Source organism: Solwaraspora sp. WMMB335 (genome assembly GCF_049179075.1).
Classification (GTDB): domain Bacteria; phylum Actinomycetota; class Actinomycetes; order Mycobacteriales; family Micromonosporaceae; genus Micromonospora_E.
Genome location: NZ_JBMHMF010000001.1, coordinates 2874211 through 2894046, shown reverse-complemented (window position 1 = coordinate 2894046; position 19836 = coordinate 2874211). Strand labels below are relative to the sequence as shown.

At 72.3% G+C, this 19836-nt stretch carries 15 protein-coding genes; 12 read left to right on the top strand and 3 right to left on the bottom strand.

Features of this window, described 5'->3' with window-relative positions; all coding sequences use genetic code 11:
- Positions 1-34 precede the first annotated feature (34 nt).
- The 3 genes from mshB (at position 35) to ACN27F_RS12345 (ending at position 1953) form a co-directional block, all read left to right on the top strand.
- Positions 35-925 (top strand): N-acetyl-1-D-myo-inositol-2-amino-2-deoxy-alpha-D-glucopyranoside deacetylase, encoded by an 891-nt coding sequence (mshB, locus tag ACN27F_RS12355; protein WP_421433446.1) that lies wholly within the window; start codon positions 35-37, stop codon positions 923-925.
- Positions 922-1410 (top strand): hypothetical protein, encoded by a 489-nt coding sequence (locus ACN27F_RS12350; RefSeq protein ID WP_421433445.1) that lies wholly within the window; start codon positions 922-924, stop codon positions 1408-1410. Before mshB ends, ACN27F_RS12350 begins: the two co-directional genes overlap by 4 nt.
- A 78-nt stretch (positions 1411-1488) precedes the next feature.
- A complete protein-coding gene (locus ACN27F_RS12345; RefSeq protein WP_421433444.1) occupies positions 1489-1953 on the top strand; it encodes a hypothetical protein in 465 nt (154 codons plus the stop codon).
- Here the strand turns inward: ACN27F_RS12345 and ACN27F_RS12340 are convergent.
- The gene (locus ACN27F_RS12340) at positions 1922-2971 is read right to left on the bottom strand and encodes a GNAT family N-acetyltransferase (RefSeq protein ID WP_421433442.1); all 1050 of its coding nucleotides are present in this window, start codon (positions 2969-2971) and stop codon (positions 1922-1924) included. The two genes, ACN27F_RS12345 and ACN27F_RS12340, sit on opposite strands and share 32 nt — an antisense overlap.
- Before the next feature lie 79 nt (positions 2972-3050).
- Here ACN27F_RS12340 and fdxA point away from each other — a divergent pair, with 79 nt between their 5' ends.
- The 4 genes from fdxA to ACN27F_RS12320 all read left to right on the top strand — a co-directional run bounded on the left by fdxA (position 3051) and on the right by ACN27F_RS12320 (position 8623).
- Complete coding sequence (gene fdxA / locus ACN27F_RS12335; protein WP_421433440.1) at positions 3051-3377, top strand: ferredoxin; 327 nt, start codon at positions 3051-3053, stop codon at positions 3375-3377.
- Positions 3377-4471 carry a succinyldiaminopimelate transaminase gene (gene dapC / locus ACN27F_RS12330; protein ID WP_421440150.1) on the top strand — a complete coding sequence of 365 codons (1095 nt, stop codon included), beginning with the start codon at positions 3377-3379 and terminating at the stop codon, positions 4469-4471. The genes fdxA and dapC overlap by 1 nt, the downstream gene beginning before the upstream one ends.
- 9 nt (positions 4472-4480) lie before the next feature.
- A complete protein-coding gene (locus ACN27F_RS12325) occupies positions 4481-5152 on the top strand; it encodes an SIMPL domain-containing protein (protein WP_421433439.1) in 672 nt (223 codons plus the stop codon).
- A gap of 291 nt (positions 5153-5443) precedes the next feature.
- Positions 5444-8623 carry a putative bifunctional diguanylate cyclase/phosphodiesterase gene (locus ACN27F_RS12320; RefSeq protein WP_421433438.1) on the top strand — a complete coding sequence of 1060 codons (3180 nt, stop codon included), beginning with the start codon at positions 5444-5446 and terminating at the stop codon, positions 8621-8623.
- Positions 8624-8646: 23 nt separating this feature from the next.
- Here ACN27F_RS12320 and dapD read toward each other — a convergent pair whose 3' ends face one another.
- On the bottom strand, positions 8647-9657 hold the full coding sequence (gene dapD / locus ACN27F_RS12315) for a 2,3,4,5-tetrahydropyridine-2,6-dicarboxylate N-succinyltransferase (protein ID WP_421433437.1): 1011 nt from the start codon (positions 9655-9657) through the stop codon (positions 8647-8649).
- A gap of 106 nt (positions 9658-9763) precedes the next feature.
- On the opposite strand from dapD, the gene dapE reads away from it, so the two are divergent.
- Positions 9764-10837: a succinyl-diaminopimelate desuccinylase gene (gene dapE / locus ACN27F_RS12310; RefSeq protein WP_421433436.1), complete on the top strand. Its 1074-nt coding sequence runs from the start codon at positions 9764-9766 to the stop codon at positions 10835-10837.
- Positions 10838-10902: 65 nt separating this feature from the next.
- Here the strand turns inward: dapE and ACN27F_RS12305 are convergent, their stop codons facing one another.
- A complete protein-coding gene (locus ACN27F_RS12305) occupies positions 10903-11055 on the bottom strand; it encodes a hypothetical protein (protein WP_421433435.1) in 153 nt (50 codons plus the stop codon).
- Positions 11056-11348: 293 nt separating this feature from the next.
- Between ACN27F_RS12305 and ACN27F_RS12300 the strand changes: the two genes are divergently transcribed.
- From ACN27F_RS12300 to ACN27F_RS12285, 4 genes are read left to right on the top strand one after another with little or no spacing between them, the layout of a single operon-like run.
- On the top strand, positions 11349-12221 hold the full coding sequence (locus tag ACN27F_RS12300) for a TIGR00730 family Rossman fold protein (RefSeq protein ID WP_421433433.1): 873 nt from the start codon (positions 11349-11351) through the stop codon (positions 12219-12221).
- Between the two features lie 29 nt (positions 12222-12250).
- The gene (locus tag ACN27F_RS12295; protein WP_421433432.1) at positions 12251-12796 is read left to right on the top strand and encodes a TIGR00730 family Rossman fold protein; all 546 of its coding nucleotides are present in this window, start codon (positions 12251-12253) and stop codon (positions 12794-12796) included.
- Positions 12797-12806: 10 nt separating this feature from the next.
- Positions 12807-16253 carry an ATP-dependent helicase gene (locus tag ACN27F_RS12290; protein ID WP_421440148.1) on the top strand — a complete coding sequence of 1149 codons (3447 nt, stop codon included), beginning with the start codon at positions 12807-12809 and terminating at the stop codon, positions 16251-16253.
- Entirely contained in the window at positions 16250-19669 is a 3420-nt protein-coding gene (locus ACN27F_RS12285) for an ATP-dependent helicase (protein WP_421433430.1), read from the top strand. Before ACN27F_RS12290 ends, ACN27F_RS12285 begins: the two co-directional genes overlap by 4 nt.
- Positions 19670-19836: the final 167 nt, after the last annotated feature.

Below are 19836 nucleotides of genomic sequence, written 5' to 3'. Positions count from 1 at the left end.
CCACACCGGTGCCCGTCCGGCGTAAAGTTGCCGGGTGACCGAGACCGCCGCCGCCCAACGGCTCTTGCTGGTGCATGCCCATCCGGACGACGAGACGATCGGCACCGGTGCCACGATGGCCCGCTACGCCGCCGCCGGTGCCCACGTCACGCTGGTCACCTGCACACTCGGCGAGGAAGGCGAGATCCACGTACCGGCTCTGGCCGGGCTTGCCGCCGACCGGGCCGACCAGCTCGGTGGCTACCGGATCGCGGAGCTGGCCGCGGCCTGTGCGGCGCTCGGGGTCACCGATCACCGGTTCCTCGGCGGAGCCGGCCGCTACCGGGATTCCGGGATGATGGGGCTCGCGACCAACGACCATCCACGGGCGTTCTGGCAGGCTGATCTCGACGAGGCCGCCGGAGCGCTGCTGGAGATCATCCGTGCGGTACGCCCGCAGGTCGTGATCACCTACGACGCCAACGGTTTCTACGGCCACCCGGACCACATCCAGGCACACCGGGTGACGATGCGGGCGGTCGAGCTGGCCACGGCGGACGGCGTCGCACCGGCCAAGGTCTACTGGACGGCGATGCCGAAGAGCGTCCTGGCCGCCGGGATCGACGCCTTCCGAGGCGCGGCGAACAACCCGTTCGGCGATGTCGAGCAGGTCGACCAACTGCCGTTCGGCACTCCCGATCCGCAGATCGCGGCGCGCATCGACGGCACCGACCACTACCCGGCGAAGACGGCCGCGATGCGGGCGCACGCCACGCAGATCGCGGACGACTCCTGGCTGTACTCGATCGCCGGTAACTTCGGTGGCGAGTTCATGGGGGTGGAGTACTTCGTCCTCGGCCACGGCGTGCGCGGGCCGAGCAGCGGCCCGTACGGCTGGGAGGACGACCTCTTCGCCGGCCTGACCGACCCTGGCACGCCACCGTGACCTCGCCGAGCATGTCCGGCCCGGTGCCGGCGCTGGAGGAGGTGGTGCTGGTGGACCGACTCCCGGCACCGCGACGGTGGCCGCGGGCGGTCGATCTGGGCCTACGGGTAGCCGGCGGGACGATCGCGGTCGTCGCGGCGCTGGTCAGCGCGGTCCTGGAGGTGCTGCTCGCCACGACGCGCGTCGGCGGGTACCTGGTCGGCGTGTCGGTGCTGCTGGCTGTCGTCGGCAACGTGCTGGTGAGCTGGTTCGTGGTGCGGGTCACCGGGGGACGGTGGGCGCTGGCGTTGCCGGCTTTCGCCTGGTTCGCGGTGATGGTGTTGGCGGCCGGTGGTACCACCGAGGGCGACATCCTGCTGGCCGGCGACAACTGGGTCGGCTTCGCGATGATCTTCGCCGGCGCGATCGCGTACGCGGTCTTCGCCTTCCGGATGATCCTGTCTCAGCCGCCTCGTCGGTCGGTCGTGCCGACCGGCCGACGGTAGCTGACGGTATCGTCGTCGAATCCTAGAATTGGTCGTCGAATTCTAGAATCGTCGGTGATCAGGTCACGGGAGGTGGCGATGAGGCAGCGATGGCTGCCGGTAGGCGTACTCGCGGGTGCGCTGTTCACGGTGAACGTGGTGGCCAGATTGGTGAGTCGGTTCGCCTTCGAGGCCGACACCGAGGCCCAGGACCGGCTCTCGCTGGCCATGTTCGCGGTGATCGCGGTGACGCTGGGCGTGGTCGCGTTCTTCTGGGGACGGCACCGGCCGGTCGACCGGTGGGGCGGCGACCTGGCAGTGGCGGTGCTCGGCGCGCTGGTGCTGACCATCTTCGTCGGTCCGTTCATCAGCGGCGACCACCCGTTCTCCAACGGGGCCGGGGCGTTCTTCGCCCAGATCTGGCTCTACGCCGGGTTCTCCGTCGGTGGCGTGCTGATCGGCTATCTGGTGCTGACCGCGATGGGCTGGGACCACCGGTCGCAGTCGCTGAAGCGGTACGCGGAGACCAAGCTCAGCAAGCCCCGCCGGGTGGTACGTCGCTGACCGCCTGCCACGGCAGGTAGGTGTGCTGCGTGGTGAAGCCCAGCCGGGTGTACAGGGCCGTCGCCGGGTTGTGTTGTTCGACCTGGAGGAAGGCATGCCGGGCGCCCATCTCGCGGTGCGCCCAGCCGGCCACGGCCGCGATCAGCCGGATGGCCAGGCCCCGGCGACGGGCGGCCGGTACCACCTGCACCAGGGACAGCCCGCACCACCGGCCGTCGGCGCTGAGACAGCCCCGGCCGACGGCGATCAGGTCGCCGCCGTCGTACACCTGCGCGAATCTGACCTGCGGCACCGCGGTCAGCACATGATAGGCCGCCGGCGGCAGCGACGGACCGGCCGGTGTACCCGGTTCAGGTGTGGTGGCGGTGACCGGCTTGCCGGCCGCGACCATCGCGAGCCAGTCGGGCGACGGTGTCGGCTCCAGCCGTACCGGTGGCAGACTGCGCTGGTCGGTCGCCCGCTGGAGCAGGTCGGCGAGGTCCGCGGTCTGCACCAGCACCAGCCGCCGGGCCCGCCAGCCCCGGCCGGCCAGCTCGGCGGCGACGTCGGCGGCTGCCGGCAGCGGGACGTTGACCTGCGGCGCCAGGCCGAGCCGGGTGTACCAGGAGTGCACCGCGTCCACCGCGGCGGGCAGCGGCCGACCGGGGTCGCCGAGCGGCAACGCCGAGTTGGCCCGACCGGTCCACCCGTCGGCGGCGCGCAGCAGCCAGTCGCCGAGCCGCTGCCGTGTCGGTGCCGGCCAGGTCTCGTCGGCGACGAGTTCCAACCGGTCGATCGCGGCGGCTTCGCGCCGGGCCGCCGCGCGCACCGCCGGATCGGCGCTCGGCGGTACCCGCTTGCCACGGTGCACGTCGGCGCGCGCTACCCGCTGGGGTCCGTGCCGGGTGAGTACGGTGAGTTCGGTCCCGGTCAGTTCGGCGAGTACGCCGAGCAGATCGGTGTAGAGCGGACGACCGCCGCTGACTCCGACTATCCTCCGGACCACGACCCGGTGTCCCACATCTTGCATCCCGAGCACGATCGACCCCCTCCCCGGCGAGATACTAGGCTCGAAGCGCCGCGGGTGATCGCGGCATGTCGTGCGGAGAGGAAGGCCCGTGACCTACATCATCGCCGAGCCGTGCGTGGATGTGCTCGACAAGGCGTGCATCGAGGAATGCCCTGTCGACTGTATCTACGAGGGCAATCGGATGCTCTACATCCACCCCGATGAGTGTGTTGACTGCGGTGCCTGTGAGCCGGTCTGCCCCGTGGAAGCGATCTTCTACGAGGACGACGTGCCGGAGCAGTGGAAGGACTACACCACCGCCAACTACGAGTTCTTCGAGGACCTCGGCTCGCCGGGGGGCGCTTCCAAGCTCGGCAAGGTGGAGAAGGACACCCCGTTCATCGCGGCGCAGCCACCACGCGGAGACGCGCACTGATCGGCCAGCGCGCCGCCGGCCTGCCGGACTTTCCCTGGGACCAGCTGGAGCCGGTCAAGGCACAGGCGGCCCGGCATCCGGACGGCCTCGTCGATCTGTCCGTCGGTACCCCGGTCGACCCGGTGCCCCCGGTGGTCCAGGCGGCGCTCGCGGCCAGCACGGACACCCCGGGCTACCCGATGACCGCCGGTGGTGCCGGACTGCGCGAAGCCATCCGCAGCTGGTGCGTGCGCCGGTGCGATGCCTCCGCCGAGGGTCTGGCGGTGCTGCCGACGATCGGTTCCAAGGAGCTGGTCGCCTGGCTGCCGACCCTGCTCGGGCTCGGACCCGGCGACATCGTGGTGGTGCCGTCGGTGTGCTACCCGACGTACGAGGTCGGTGCCCGGCTGGCCGGTGCCGAGGTGGTCCGCAGCGACTCGCTGACCGCCCTCGGACCGTCGGGCCGGGTCGGCCTGATCTGGGTCAACTCGCCCGGCAATCCGACCGGTCAGGTGCTGCCCGCCGCACATCTGCGCAAGGTCGTCGAGTGGGCCCGGCAACGAGGGGCGGTCGTCGCCAGCGACGAGTGCTACCACGCGCTGGGCTGGGAGGACCAACCGATCTCGGTGCTCAGCGACGAGGTCTGTGGCGCGGACCATGCCGGGCTGCTCGCCGTCCACTCGCTGAGCAAGCGGAGCAACCTGGCCGGTTACCGGGCCGGATTCGTCGCCGGTGATCCGGGCATCGTCGCCGACCTGCTGGCGGTGCGTAAGCACGCGGGGATGATCGTCCCGGCGCCGGTGCAGGCCGCGATGGTCGCCGCGTTGGGCGACGAGGAGCACGTCGCGGTCCAGCGACGGCGGTACGCCGGCCGCCGCGAGCGGTTGCGAACCGCGTTGACCGGTGCCGGCCTGCGCATCACGCACTCCACCGCCGGGCTGTATCTGTGGGCGAGCCGGGACGAGGACTGCTGGTCGACGGCCGACTGGTTCGCCGCCCGCGGGATCCTGGTCGCGCCGGGCTCCTTCTACGGCCCGGCGGGGCGATCACATGTGCGGATCGCGTTGACGGCGAGCGATGACCGGGTGGCCGCGGCGGTGGACCGGCTCGGTTAGGCTCGCCACATGACGGACACCCCGGTGGTGGCGGTGCGCGGCGAGGTGACCCGAGAGGTCCCACCCGAGCTGGCCCGGTTCAGCGTGACGGTGGTCGCCCGGGGCAAGGACCGGCCGGCCACGCTGGCTCGACTCGCCGAGCGTGGTGACGCGGTCCGGTCCCTCATCGACGGGTACGGTCCGGCGATCGAACGGCGGGAGTCCGGCAGCCTGCTGGTGCGCCCTGAGTGGAAACGCTCGGGTGAACGGGTCTCCGCGTACCACGCCAGCGTGACCACGACCGTCACCGTTGTCGATTTCACGATACTCGGCGAACTGATGCTGCGGCTGGCCGACCAGGACCAGACCCGGGTCGGTGGACCCTGGTGGTCGCTGCGACCGGACAGCCCGGTGCTGGGTGAGGCCCGCCGGGCCGCGATCGACGACGCGATCGCCCGGGCCCGCGACTACGCCGCCGCCCTCGGTGCCGAGGTGACCGGCCTCGTCGAGTTGGCCGACCACGGGATGTCGGCGCCACAGCCGGTGATGCTGCGTGCCGCGGCCCCTGGCTTCGCCGCGATGGAATCGGCATCCGGGGCCCTGCCGCAGATCGATCTTGACCCCCAGGTGCAGACCGTCCAAGCCGCGGTCGACGCCCGGTTCACGATAACCCCACCGGCGGCCCTGCGTCGGTCGGCTTGATCCGCGTACGGCGATTCGCAAATTCAATATCGGCCCAGGTGGCGGCGCATTTCCACAACGGCCGCCCCGACATTGCCGGAAATTGGCGCGGCAGCGGCATCTCATCGTCGCCGACCATTGCCCGGCAGAGGTATAGCCAAGGGGTTGCCGGGCTGGTAAACCGATCGGTGGACGTGTCGCCGTCGGCAACCGACGCCCACTCGAAGGTCTGCCGGCACACCGGCGCCGCCGGGATCCGGCGCTGGGCGGCCGTCCACCACTGGCTTGCACCACCGGCTTGAGGGGAGGCTTGTGTCGGTCCGGAAACTCGCCGGCGGATACGTCGCCGCGACGACCCTGCTGTCGGCCGGAGTGTTCATCACCCCCGCGTGGCATCCGTTCATCTGGCCTGGACTCGGCATGGCCAGCGCCGGTGCCATCGTATTCGGGATCCGTCACTACCGCCCCAAACGGGCCGTCGCCTGGTGGTGCCTGGCCGCTGCGGTGGTCGCCCTCGCCGCCGGTGACACGGTGTATGCGGTCTTTCCTGGTTCAGCGGTCACGGAACTCTGCTATCTGACGGTATTCGTGCTGACCGCCACCGGGTTGTTCATCCTGACCCAGGGCGCCCGGGTGATCGGCGACCGGGCGAGGTTGCTCGACGTGCTCACGTTTTTGTGCACCGCCGCGCTGCTCGCCTGGATCTTCATCATCGGTCCCTACATCACCGCTCCCGGGCTGAGTACGGTCGACCGGTCCCTGCTCGCCGCGTACGCGCTCGGCGATCTGCTGATCCTGGCGGTGATGATCCGGCTGATCGCCACGAACGTGCGTACTCCGGCTCTGCTGCTGTTGCTCGTCGGGGCCGCCGGGATGCTGATCGGCGACGTGCTCTACGGGCTGACCACCCTCGGCTCGCAGTGGCAGCCCGGCGGGCCGATCGAGCTCGGTTGGTTGGTGCTCTACGTCACCTGGGGGATGGCGGGACTACACCCGTCGATGGCGGAACTGTCCGCACCGGTGGACGTGGAGCAGGGCAAGGTCAGCCGGCCCTGGGCGATCCTGCTGATCCTGGCCACGATGATCGCTCCGGCGATCCTGCTGATCGAGACGTTGACCGGACGGATTCGTGACGGCGCGATGCTCGCCATCACCTCAGGGGTGGTGTTTGCGCTGGTCCTGAGCCGGTTCGGCGACGTGCTCGCCGCGCACCGCCAGACCGTGCGCCGGGAGCAGGGCCTGCGGGACGTGTGCGCGGAACTCGTCTCCGCCGCCGACGCCGGCGAGGTCGACCGCGCGGTCCGGGCCGGGCTGGCCCGGATCATGCCGGAGGGCGCTGTGCACCGGCTCGTACTGGTGCTCAACCGCGCGGGCGGGGTACCGGCGCTGGCCAGCAGCATCTGGGGTCCGTCGGTGTCGATCACGGCGACCGGGACGCTGCTGCCGCCGACCGTCGCGGTCCGGCGTACCCGGCTGTTGCGTCGGCCGGCGCTCCAGCCGGTCCTGGCCAACCAGCTGAGCCCGTTTCCGATGGCGCTGCTCTGCCCGCTGGTGCTACCGGAGCGGCGACCGCCCGGTCCGGTCTCGGCGCAGCACAGCGTCGCGGCCCGCGACAACCGGACCGACACCGCCGGTCGCGGCGCCCGGCACAACGGACAGCCGGCCGCCGGCCCACGTGCCGGTGTCCTGCTGGTGTCGGCGGAGACCGCGGTGCTGTCCGTGCTTCGCGACTCGATCGAGGTGCTCGCCAGCCACGCCGCGACGGCACTGGAACGGATCCGGCTCGCCGACGAGATCAGTCGGCGGGACGCCGAGGCCTACTTCCGGACCCTCGTGCAGAACAGCGCGGACATCATCCTGATCGTCGACGACCAGGACCGGATCCGGTACGCCAGCCCGGCGCTGGAGGCGGTGCTCGGCCGGACCGCGACCGCCGGCATCGCCGTGACCGAGCTGGTGAACCCGGTGGACCACGACCAGGCGGCCGCGGGCCTGGCCCTGGTCCGTTCCTCCGGTGAGCCGCACGACTGGCCGGACTGGCAGCTGCGACACGCCGACGGCAGCGCCGTCCAGATGGAGGTGAGCTGCCGCGACCTGCGTGCCGACCGGACGGTGAACGGCCTGGTGGTCACGTTGCGTGATGTCACCGAGCGGCGCCGGCTGGAACGTGAGCTGACCCACCGCGCCTTCCACGACTCGCTCACCGGGCTGGCCAACCGGGTGCTGTTCCACGATCGGGTGCACCAGGCGGTGGCCCGGGCGCAGCGGGGCGCGCACACCGTCGGTGTGCTCTTCATCGATCTCGACGATTTCAAGGTGGTCAACGACACGATGGGCCACGCGGCCGGTGACGAGTTGCTGGCCGCCGTCGCCGACCGGCTGACGGGAATCCTTGGGTGCGTCGACGCCGCGGCGCGGCTCGGCGGCGACGAATTCGCCGCGCTGGTCGACGATGCCGCCGACTCGGCCGCGGTGGAGCAGGTCGCCCAGCGGATCGTGTCGGCGTTCGCCGAGCCGTTCCGGCTGGCCGGGCGGATGGTCGGTGGCGCGGTCAGCGTGGGGGTGGCGACCACCTCGGACGCTGCCGACACCGACGAGTTGCTGCGGCATGCCGATCTGGCGCTGTACGTCGCCAAGGGCGCCGGCAAGGGCCGTTGGCGGCGGTACCAGCCGGCGTTGCACGTCGGCCTGGTACGCCGGATGGAGCTGCGGGCGGTCCTGGAGCGGGCGGTGCCCGAGACGGACTTCTCGGTGGAGTACCAGCCCATCGTCGACCTGGCTACCGGCGGCGCGGTCGGCATGGAAGCGCTGCTGCGGTGGCGGCACCCCACCTTGGGTCTGCTTCACCCCGACCAGTTCATCGAGGTGGCCGAGGAGACCGGGCTGATCGAGCCGATCGGTGACTGGGTGTTGCGTCAGGCGGTCGTCGCCGCCGCGCGGTGGCAGGCGGATCTGCCGTCGGGTGGGGCGCCGTACGTCAGCGTCAACGTCTCAGCCCGTCAGTTCCGGGCCGCCGGGTTCACCGCCAAGGTGCGCCGCGAGATCGCCGCCGCGGGGTTGGCGGCCGGGGCGTTGACGCTGGAGCTCACCGAGAGCGTGCTGCTCGACGGCGACAACGAGGTCTGGCCCGACCTGACGCGGTTACGCGAGATCGGGGTACGGATGGCCATCGACGACTTCGGCACCGGATTCTCCTCGTTGAGCTACCTGCGACAGTTGCCGATCGACGTACTGAAGATCGACCGGTCCTTCACCGCGGACATGGCCTGCTCGCCGCGACAGCGCTCGCTGGTGGACGGGATCATCCGGTTGGCACACACCTTGGAACTGGATGTGGTGGCGGAGGGGATCGAAACGGTCGCCGATCGTAACTTGCTCAGTGATCTTGGTTGCGGCTTCGGTCAGGGCTTCCTGTTCTCCCGGCCGTTGCCCGAGGCGCACGCCGCCGCTTGGTTGCGCGGCGGCAAACCGGTGGAATCGGCCCACTCCTAGCGCACGCCCGGGTCGGTCGCTGGTCAGTCGTTGGCGTGCAGGGCGGCGTTGAGCTGGATGCCCGCGCCCGTGCGGGGACGGGCCTCCAGCGCCCCGGTCACCGAGTTGCGCCAGAACAGCAACCCGTCGACGCCGGACAGGTCCCGGGCCTTGACGACCCGGCCGTCCGGCAGTGTCACCTTGGCTCCGGCGGTGATGTAGCAACCCGCCTCGACCACGCAGTCGTCCCCGAGGCAGATGCCGATTCCGGCGTTGGCGCCGAGCAGGCTGCGTTCGCCGATGCGGATCTTCTCGGTGCCGCCGCCGGAGAGAGTGCCCATGATCGACGCGCCGGCGCCGATGTCCGAGCCGTCCCCGACCACCACCCCGGCCACGATCCGGCCCTCGACCATGGAGGTGCCGAGGGTGCCGGCGTTGAAGTTGCAGAAACCCTCGTGCATGACGGTCGTCCCGGCGGCCAAATGGGCGCCGAGCCGCACCCGGTCGGCGTCGGCGATGCGCACCCCGGCGGGAACGACGTAGTCCGTCATCCGGGGGAACTTGTCCACCCCGTACACGGCCAGATGCCGCCCGGCGGCCCGTTCGATCAGGCGCAGCTCGTCGACGCGTTCCGGCGGGCACGGGCCGGCGGAGGTCCAGGCCACGTTGGCGAGCTGGCCGAAGATGCCGTCCAGGTTGGCCTCGTTGGGCCGGATCAGCCGGTGCGAGAGCAGGTGCAACCGCAGGTACGCGTCGGAGGCGTCCTTGATCGGGTCGGCGAGTGAGTCGATCTCGACGCGCACCGTGGCCGTACGCAGACCAGGCAGGGCGCGGGGGCCGAGGGCGGCGGTGGGCAGTCCGAGCGGATTCTCGGCGTCGTCGCCGTCCGACGTGGCGGCGTGCCCGGCGGTGCCGGCCGCCGCCGGTGGCCGGGTGTCGCGACGTCGGTCACCGAGACCCAACTGGCCGGCCGGGTACCAGGTGTCGAGCACCTGGCCCTGCTCCGTGATGGTGGCCAGACCGATGCCCCACGCGGGCTGCGTCGAAACTGTCACCGAACTGTCGCCTTCCGATCGGGGTATACGGACCAGCGGCCGGCATACGGACGATCTGGGTGATCAGTGGACGGGCCGGCCCTGTCGAGACGGTACCGTGCCAGCCATGGTGAACCCGCTGACCCCCGAGGTCTTGGCCGATCCGGTGACGCTGACCCGCGCGCTGGTGGACATCGAGTCGGTGTCGCGCAACGAGCGGCACATCGCCGACTGTGTCGAGCAGGTGCTGGTCGGGGTGCCGTGGCTGAGCACCGAACGTTTCGGCAACACGGTGATGGCCCGCACCACGCTGGGCCGGTCACAGCGGGTGGTGCTGGCCGGGCACCTGGACACCGTCCCGCTGGCGGACAACTTCCCGTCCCGGGTGGTCGGCGACCTGATCTACGGCTGCGGCACGTCCGACATGAAGTCCGGTGTCGCGCACGCGCTGCATCTCGCGGTCTCCGTCGACGCCCCGCGCTACGACGTGACGTACTTGTTCTACGAGGCCGAGGAGATCGACTCCCGGTTCAACGGGCTGCGTCTGGTGGCGCAGGCACACCCGCGATGGCTGGCGGCCGATTTCGCGCTGCTGCTGGAGCCGACGTACGGGGTGGTCGAAGCCGGCTGCCAGGGCACCCTGCGGGCAGTGGTCACCAGCACCGGCCGGCGCGCCCATTCCGCCCGGTCCTGGCACGGTTCGAACGCCATCCACGCGGCGGGCGAGGTGCTGCGCCGGCTGGGCGACTACCGGGCCCGCGAGGTGACCCTCGACGGCTGTACCTACCGGGAGGGGTTGAATGCGGTGCGCATTGGCGGTGGGATCGCCGGCAACGTGATCCCCGACCGGTGCGACGTCGAGGTCAACTACCGGTTCGCGCCGGACCGTGACGAGCGGCAGGCCCAGGCCCACGTACGCGAGGTGTTCGCCGGCTTCGACGTCGAGATCGCGGACTGTGCCGGCGGCGCGCTGCCCGGGCTGGAGTCGGCGCCGGCCCAGGAGTTTCTGGCGACGATCGGCGAACCGCCGGTGGCCAAGCTGGGTTGGACCGACGTGGCCCGGTTCGCGGCGCTGGGCATCCCGGCGCTGAACTTCGGCCCGGGTGACCCGAACCTGGCTCACGCCAGGGACGAGCACGTGGAGATCGGGAAGATCCGCGACGGGGCCGAGACGCTGCGCCGCTGGCTGGGCAAGGCCTGACAGGCAGGCGCTCGATACGGCCGTGGGCGGCCGGCCCGAGTGGACCAGCCGCCCACCGTACGGCGTCACTGCAGCAAGAGCGGTTGCGGCTCGACGGCGGCCTCGGTCACCGGCTCTGCGGGATGCGGTCGTCCTCCGGCGATCCGGCGCTCCGCCACCACCGCCCGGATCCGGCGGTCCATCTGGCGCCGAACCCGAATGAGTTCGTTGCGGGTCATCACGATTGCTCCTCCCCCCGGAACATGCCGCGACGGTGTCCTCCCCACCGCCGGGCAAACCCAGTATCTGCCAATGAAGACGTACCCGCAGCTGATTTGGTTGCATCTGCACCTGATCTGCGTGACATTGCCACTGTCGCGTTACCGACCCGCTCCGCTCCGGTGGCGGTCGATGTCCGGACGCCTATCCGGCGCTATCCGGATGGCCGCCACCCCATCGGCCACCCGAGTCCGCACTGGACACGCGGCCGGCCGGTACACCGTAGGCCGGGCCGGCCGCTACGGTTGGCCGAATGGACCAACTCAACGACCGGGCCACGGCGTCCGGGAAGTCCGGGGCGGTGCCCGCAGAATCCGAGCCGCGGCGGCACCGGGGTGCGGTGACCCTGCGCCGGGAGGCGATCCGCCGGGACACCGCCGATCAAGGGCTGCTCGATTCGCGGACCCGTGGAGAATGGAAGACCAAGGACGCCTGGCGGGCGTTGCGCATCCTGTCGGAGTTCGTCGAAGGCTTCGACACGCTCGCTGATCTGCCACCCGCGGTCAGCGTATTCGGATCTGCGCGCAGCTTGGCCGAAAGCCCGGAATGCCGACTCGCCGAACGGCTCGGTACGGCCCTCGCCAAGGCCGGCTACGCGGTCATCACCGGCGGCGGTCCGGGTGTGATGGAAGCAGCCAACCGGGGCGCCACCGAAGCGGGCGGCATCTCCGTCGGACTCGGTATCGAATTGCCGTTCGAGCAGGGCATCAACGAGTGGGTGGAGGTCGGCATCAACTTCCGCTACTTCTTCGCCCGTAAGACCATGTTCGTCAAGTACGCGCAGGCGTTCGTCGTACTGCCCGGTGGCTTCGGCACCCTCGACGAGTTGTTCGAAGCACTCACCCTGGTGCAGACCGGCAAGGTCACCCGGTTCCCGGTCGTCCTGATGGGCACCGGGTACTGGTCCGGGCTGCTGGACTGGTTGCGTGACACCATGCAGACACAGGGGAAGATCGGCGCCGTCGATCTCGATCTGATCTGCCTGACCGACGACGTCAGCGAGGCGGTACGGCACATCGTCGACGCGGACGCGACGCTCGCCGCCGAGCAGGAATCGCTGCGGGAGACGGCGCTGGCCCAGACCGAGGCCGAGCGGCAGACCGAGCACCGCTGGGCCGGCCGGTGAGCACCGGCAGGCGGATGAGGGGAGCACATGTGGCCGCGATCGGCGTTTTCTGCGCCTCGTCACGCACGCTTGAGCAACGCTGGCTGGACCTGGCCACCCGGACCGGGCGGGAGTTGGCCGACCGGGGCCACACCCTGGTCTCCGGCGGTGGCTGTGTCGGCATGATGGGGGCGCTCGCCGACGGTGCCCGGGCGGCCGGCGGCTACACCCTCGGGGTGATCCCGCAGCCGCTGGTGGACCTGGAGGTCGCCGACACCCACGCCGACGAGTTGGTCGTCACCGATGGGATGGCCAGCCGCAAGACCCTGATGATCGAGAAATCGGACGGCTTCATCACGCTGCCCGGCGGGCTGGGTACGTTGGACGAACTGTTCGAGGTGTGGACGACCACGGTGCTCGGGATGCACCACAAGCCGGTGGTGCTGGTCAACACCGACGGATTCTTCCAGGGCCTGCTCGACTGGCTCGGTCGGCTCGCCGACACCGCGTTCGTCGGGCACTCCGCCCGCGACACGCTGGTCGTCGTCGACACGGTGCCAGCCGCCGTGGACGCCGTCGAGGCGCGGCTGGCGTGAGATGAGCGTCGTGCAGGCGTACCGGCTGGTCCGCCGGCCGGCGCAGGCCGAGCCGGCGTGGTCGCCCGATCCCGCGCAGCAGGCGGTCGTCGCGCACACCGACGGCCCGCTGCTGGTGGTCGGTGGTCCCGGCACCGGAAAGACCAGCACGCTGGTCGAGGCGGTCGCGGCGCGCGTCGCGCACGGCACCGACCCGGAACGGGTGCTCGTGCTCACCTTCAACCGCCGGGCCGCCCTCGCGCTGCGCCGGCGTATCGAAGCCCGGATCGCCGTCGGCGCCCGCCGGGTGCTGCACGAGCCGTTGGTACGGACGTTTCCCGCCTACGCGTTCGGTCTGTTGCGCCGGGCCGCGGCCGAACGCGGCGAGCCGTCGCCCCGGCTGCTCACCGGCCCGGAACAGGATCTGATCATCCGGGAGTTGCTGGACGTCGCGGGACCGCAGCCGGGCGAGCGACCGGGTGCGCGATCGGGTGCGCGGCCGGACGAGCCGGCCGGCGACGAGTCGCCCGACCCGGTCGGCTGGCCGCCGGAGCTGCGTGCCGCGCTGCCGACCCGGGCCTTCGCCACCCAACTGCGGGACCTGCTGCAGCGGGCGACCGAGCGCGGCGTCGGCCCGGTCGAGCTGGCCCGGCTCGGCGAGCGGCTCGGCCGGGCCGACTGGCCGGCCGCCGCGCGGTTCCTGCGCCAGTACGTGGCGGTGCTGGCGTTGCGCGACGTGAGCAACCGGGGCTCGGTCGGCTACGACCATGCCGAACTGGTCCGGGCCGCGGCCGGACTGCTCACCGACGATCCGGTGCTGCTGGAGGCCGAGCGCCACCGACTGTCATATGTGTACGTCGACGAGTTGGCCGACACGGATCCCGCCCAGATCGAACTGCTCACCCTGATCGCCGGCGGCGGCCGTCCGCTGGTCGCCTTCGCCGACCCCGACTCGTCGACGTACGCCTTCCGGGGGGCCGACCCGGGTATCGTGCCGGTGTTCGGGCACCGGTTCCCAACCGCGTCCGGGGCGGTGGCCCGGCAGATCACGCTGCCGGTCTGCTACCGGGCGGATGCCGGACTGCTGGCGGTGACCGGGCGGATAGCCCGGCGGCTGCGCGGCCCGGCCGGCCACCGGACGATGCGCCCCGCCGGCATCGACTCCGCGAGCGGGCCGCGATCCACTGGCCCCGCGCCGGGCCAGGCGGTGCCCGACGCCCAGGTCCGGGTGTTCCGGTCGGCCACCAGTGAAGCCGGTTACCTGGCCCACCTGCTGCGGGTGGCCCACCTGGTCGACGGCGTGCCCTGGTCGCGGATGGCGGTCATCGTGCGCTCCACCACCCTGCAGTTGCCACCGTTGCAGCGGGCGCTGCACATCACCGGCGTACCGGCCGTGGTGCACGCCGAGGACCTGCCGCTGCACCGGCAGCCGGCGGTGGCGCCGCTACTGCTGTTGCTGCGGTGCGCACTGGAACCGGACCGGCTCGACGAGGAAGCTGCCGTCGCACTGCTGCACTCCCCCTTCGGCGGGGTCGATCCGCTGGCCGAGCGGCGGTTGCGGCAAGGTCTGCGAGCCCTCGCGCTGGCCGCCGGTGACCGCCGTCCCTCCGGCGAGTTGCTGGTCGACGCGCTGCGGGAGCCGGCTGAGCTGGCCGCGATCGAGCGTCGCTGGGCGGCACCGGCGCAGGCGGTGGCCGGCCTGCTGGCCACCGCCCGGGACACCGCGGCCCGTCCCGGGTCCACCGTCGAGGACGTGCTGTGGGCGGTGTGGCATGCCAGCGGGCTGGCCGACCGCTGGTTCGGGGCGATCGTGCGGGGGCGTACCCCGGCCGGCCCGGCCGGCACCGCGCAGGTCGGTGGCGCGGCGGACACCGGTACCCGCTGGCGGGCGGCGGCGGCCGACCGGGACCTCGACGCGGTGATGGCGTTGTTCGACGCGGCCGCCCGGTTCGTCGACCGGCTACCCGGTGCCCGCACCGAGGTGTTCCTCGACCACGTGCTCGGCCAGCAGTTGCCGGCCGACACGCTGGCCCCTGGCGGCGACCGGGGGGAAGCGGTCCGCCTGCTCACCGCGCACGCCGCCAAAGGGCTGGAATGGGACGTGGTGGCAATCGCGGGGGTGCAGGAAGGGGTCTGGCCGGACCTGCGGCTGCGCGGCAGCCTGCTCGGCTCGGAACGACTCGTGGACGTGCTCACCGGCCGTGCCGACGGCGCTGGGATCACCGCGTCGCTGGTCGCCCAGACGTCGGCGTTGCTGGACGAGGAACGCCGGCTGTTCTATGTCGCGGTGACCCGGGCCCGCCGCCGGCTGCTGGTCACCGCGGTCGCCTCGGCCGGCGTCGGTGGGGCCGACCACGAGGAACAACCCAGCCGGTTCCTGCACGAACTCGGAATCGAGGCGGCGGGCGCCGGTGCCGGTACCGATGCAGATGCCGGCACCGGCACCGGCACCGATAGCGAACTGCCGGCGTTGCCGGTGGCCCGCCCACCCCGCTCGATGACCCTGTCGGCGCTGGTCGCCGAGCTGCGTACGGTGGTCACCGACCCGGCCGCGCCGCCCCGCCGCCGGCACGACGCGGCGGCGGTGCTGGCCCGCCTCGCGGCCGCCGGCGTGCCCGGTGCGCATCCGGACGACTGGTGGGGGCTGCGCGGGCTGTCCGACGACCGGCCGTTGGTCGACGACGGTGACCCGGTCCGGGTCACCCCGTCGACCATGGAGAGCGCGCTGCGCTGCAGCCTGCGCTGGTTGCTGGAGCGCCACGGCGGACGCGGCGAGCCGGGGCCGGCCGCCGCCGTGGGCAACCTGGTGCACGCGGCGGCGATGCTGGCCGAGGACGCCAGCGCCGACCGGGCGAAACTACTGGAGTACGTGGCCGCCCGGTTCGACGCGATCGACCTGGCCGCCCGCTGGATGGCCGGACCGGAACTGGCCCGGGCCGAGGCGATGGTGGACAAGCTGCTGCGCTGGCTGGCCGGCAATCCGCGTCGGCTGCTCGCCATCGAGCACGAGTTCACCGTACGGCTGGACGACCCGCACCGGCCGGTGGATCTGGTCGGCCGGGTGGACCGGCTGGAGCTCGACGCCGACGGGCGGCTGGTGGTGATCGACCTCAAGACCGGCAGGTCGAGCGCGGTGACCGCGGCCGAGTTGGCCGAACACCCGCAGCTCGGTGCCTACCAGGCGGCGGTGGAGGCCGGCGCGTTCACCGACTACGGCGACGAAGCCGGTGGCGCCGCCCTGATCCAGCTCGGCACGCCGGTCAAGGACGCCCGCGAGCAGCACCAGCCGCCGCCCGCCGAGGGTGACGACGCCGGTTGGGCGTCGGCGATGGTCCGCCGTACCGCGCAGACCATGGCCGCGTCGACGTTCGCCGCGGTGGCCAACTCCAGCTGCCGGGTCTGTCCGGTCAAGACCAGCTGCCCGGTCTCGGGCAAGGGCCGCCAGGTCGTCGAGCCGCCACCGGAGCAGCAGCGATGACCCAGCAGTCGCTGTTCAGCACCCCGCCGCCGCGCCGGTCCGCCGACGCCGGCCCCCGCTACACCCCGGTCGAGCTGTCCAAGCTGCTGAGGCTGCCGCCACCCACCCCGGAGCAGGCGGCGATCATCGCGGCACCGGTCGAGCCACTGCTGGTGGTGGCGGGTGCCGGTTCCGGCAAGACCGAGACGATGGCCGCCCGGGTGGTCTGGCTGGTCGCCAACGGCCAGGTACGCCCGGAACAGGTGCTCGGCCTGACCTTCACCCGCAAGGCGGCCGGTGAGCTGGCGCACCGGATCCGTACCCGGTTGGGGCAGCTGGTGCGTCGGCTGGGCCGCGAGGGGCGGATGGCCGACGAGGATCCGCTCTCCGGCGAGCCGATGGTGGCCACCTACCATTCGTACGCCGCCCGGGTGGTCACCGAACACGGCCTGCGCGCCGGCTTCGAGCCGTCCGCGCGGCTGCTCACCGAGGCGTCCCGCTGGCAGATCGTCGACTTCCTGGTGCGCAACTACGACGGTGACATGTCCGAGGTGGACCGGGCGCCGGGCACCGTCACCGACGCGGTGCTGGCCCTGGCCGGCGAGCTGGCCGAGCATCTGGTCACCCCGGACGCGCTGGCCGCCTGGACCGGTCGGTTCTTCGCCGAGCTGCAGTCGCATCCCGGACGGATGTACGCCGACGTGAAACGGGCGCTGACGATTCAGCAGATCCGACTGCGGCTGCTGCCGCTGGTGCGGGCGTACCAGCAGCGCAAGGCCGACTTCGAGGCGCTGGATTTCGCCGACCAGATGTCCCGGGCCGCCCAGCTGGCCCGGGACCATCCGGCCGTCGGCGAGCAGGAACGGCGGCGATACCGGGTGGTGCTGCTCGACGAGTACCAGGACACCAGCCACGCCCAGGTGGTGATGCTCAACTCGCTGTTCGGCGGCGGCCACCCGGTGGTGGCGGTCGGTGACCCGTGCCAGTCGATCTACGGCTGGCGGGGAGCGAGCGCCGGCACACTGGACCGCTTCCCGGCCGAGTTCGCCCGCCCGGGCGGCGACCCGGCACGCACCCTCACCCTGACCATCAGTTGGCGGAACCGGCCGGAGATCCTCAGCGTGGCCAACCGGCTGTCCGGGCCGCTGCGCTCGGCCGGCGCGCGGGTGGCACGACTGGCCGCCGCCGCCCGGGTCGCCGCGCCGGTCCCGGGCCGCACGGCCGGCGGCGCGCCGGCCGGCACGGTGCACTGCGCCCTGCTCGACACGGTGCTCGACGAGGCCGAGTGGATCGCCGACAGCGTACTGGCCGCCTGGCGTGGCGCGGCCGGTGTCGAACCGGGCCGCGGCGACGAGATCCCGGTCGACGCCCGGCCGACCAGCGCCGTACTGGTCCGGGTCCGCAGCCAGATCCCGATGATCGAATCGGCGTTGCGGGCCCGCGGGCTGCCGGTGGAGGTGGTCGGCCTCGGCGGCCTGCTGGACACCCCGGAGGTCCGCGACGTGGTCAGCACGCTGCGCGTGCTGGCCGATCCGACCGACGGTGCGGCGCTGCTGCGGTTGCTGACCGGGGCGCGGTGGCGGATCGGCCCACGTGACCTGGTGGCGTTGCACCGCCGGTCCCGGGCGATCGCCGAGGCCCGCCGCGATCTGCCGCACGCCGGACCGGACGGCCCTGGGGCGTCCGGACAGCCGGCCGAGCCGGCGGCCGTCGCCGACTATCTCGACGAGGCCAGCCTGGTGGAGGCGTTGGCCGACCCCGGCCCGGCGCAGCTGTACTCCGCCGAGGGCTACGCGCGGCTGCGTGCGTACGGCACCGAGTTGGCGTTGCTGCGCCAACGCCTGGACCAGTCGTTGCCGGACCTGATCGCCGACATCGAGCGGACGATCGGGCTGGACGTCGAGGTGGCGGTGCGAGCCGGTAGCGCCGGCGGAGGGGGAGACGCCGGCCTGGCCCGGGGCCACCTGGACGCGCTCGGTGACGTGGCCGCCCGGTTCGCCGGCGAGTCGGACACCGCCACCCTGTCGTCGTTCCTGGCCTTTCTCGCCGCCGCCGAGGACGAGGAGCGTGGCCTCACCCCGGGCGAGGTCGACGTGGTGGAAGGCGCGGTGCAGATCCTCACCGCGCACGCCGCGAAGGGTCTCGAATGGGACATCGTGGCGGTCGCCGGCCTGACCCGCGAGGTGTGGCCGGGATCCGTTCGGGGCTCCGACCATTACCTGTACGGCCTGGGTGTGCTGCCGTTTCCGCTGCGCGGCGACGCGGACGGCCTGCCGGCGCTGGACCTGGCCGAGGTGGCCGATCAGCGGGCGGTGGCGCGGGCGGTGACCGACTTCGGCCAGCGCTGGCGCGAACACGACGAGCGGGAGGAACGGCGGCTGGCGTACGTGGCCATCACCCGGCCCCGGCGGCTGCTGCTCTGTTCCGGCTACTGGTGGGGGGCCGGGGTGAAGCGGCACCGCGGTCCGTCGGCGTTGCTTCGCGAGACGTACGACGAATGCCTGGCCGGGGCGGGTGTGGTCGACCGGTGGGCGGCCGAGCCGGCGGCCGGCGCGACCAACCCGATCGACGAGGTGGCGGTACGGGCCGACTGGCCGGCGGATCCGCTCGGCTCGGCCCGGCCACGCGTCGCCGAGGCCGCCGCTCTGGTCCGCCAGGCGATGGAACGGTTGACCGGGCCGGGCGGTGATCCCGGCGTGGACGGTGATCCCGGCGTGGACGGTGATCCGGGCTCGGGCGACGAGCCGGCGTCGACATGGGCGCGGGAGGCGGAGATCCTGCTGGCCGAGCGGGAACGTCTCGCGTACGGCATAGGGCCGGTCGACGTGCCGCTGCCGCCGCAGTTGTCGGTGTCGCAGCTGGTCGCGCTGCGTCGCGACCGGTTCGCGCTGGCCCGCACGCTGCGTCGGCCGCTGCCGGCCCGCCCGGATCCGTACGCCCGGCGGGGGACCGCCTTCCACGCCTGGCTGGAGCAGCGCTTCGGCGCGGACCGGCTGCTCGACGTGGACGAGCTGCCCGGCGCGGCGGACGAGGACGCCGCACCGGACGAGGCCCTGTTGGAGTTGCAGGAGCGCTTCCTGGCCAGTGAGTGGGCCGACCGGGTGCCAGTGGAGGTGGAGGTCCCGTTCGCCACGGTGATCGCCGGGGTGGTGGTGCGCGGGCGGATGGACGCGGTCTTCACCGGCCCGGCCGGCCGCTTCGACGTGGTCGACTGGAAGACCGGGCGGCGTCCGACCGGGGTGGCCGAGACCGCCGCCGCGATCCAGCTCGCCGCGTACCGGCTGGCCTGGGCGGATCTGGCCGGGGTGCCGGTGGACCAGGTCCGGGCGGCGTTCCACTACGTACGCGAGGGTGTCACGGTGCGCCCGGCCGACCTGCTCGACCGCGACGGGCTGGCGGCGCTGATCACCCAGCTGCCGCAGTCGCAGGGGGAGTAGCCGTCGCCGGCTGGCCTGCGCTGGGCGAGCAGTGGGAAGCTCAGCGCCGGGCAGTGGTATGTCTGTGCTGGTGGCGTTTCTCGGTGACACCGTCGGGCGTGGGCGTGGGTCGGATCGCGACGGCCGGGGCATCCCGGCGGCTGACGACGACCGGATCCTGCGTTTCC

What these genes read in the sequence shown, in the direction of transcription:
- ACN27F_RS12345 (WP_421433444.1), top strand. Translation starts at nt 1,489, where the DNA reads ATGAGGCAGCGATGGCTGCCGGTAGGCGTACTCGCGGGTGCGCTGTTC.
- ACN27F_RS12325 (WP_421433439.1), top strand. Translation starts at nt 4,481, where the DNA reads ATGACGGACACCCCGGTGGTGGCGGTGCGCGGCGAGGTGACCCGAGAG.
- dapE (WP_421433436.1), top strand. Translation starts at nt 9,764, where the DNA reads ATGGTGAACCCGCTGACCCCCGAGGTCTTGGCCGATCCGGTGACGCTG.
- ACN27F_RS12305 (WP_421433435.1), bottom strand. Translation starts at nt 11,055, where the DNA reads ATGACCCGCAACGAACTCATTCGGGTTCGGCGCCAGATGGACCGCCGG.
- ACN27F_RS12300 (WP_421433433.1), top strand. Translation starts at nt 11,349, where the DNA reads ATGGACCAACTCAACGACCGGGCCACGGCGTCCGGGAAGTCCGGGGCG.
- ACN27F_RS12285 (WP_421433430.1), top strand. Translation starts at nt 16,250, where the DNA reads ATGACCCAGCAGTCGCTGTTCAGCACCCCGCCGCCGCGCCGGTCCGCC.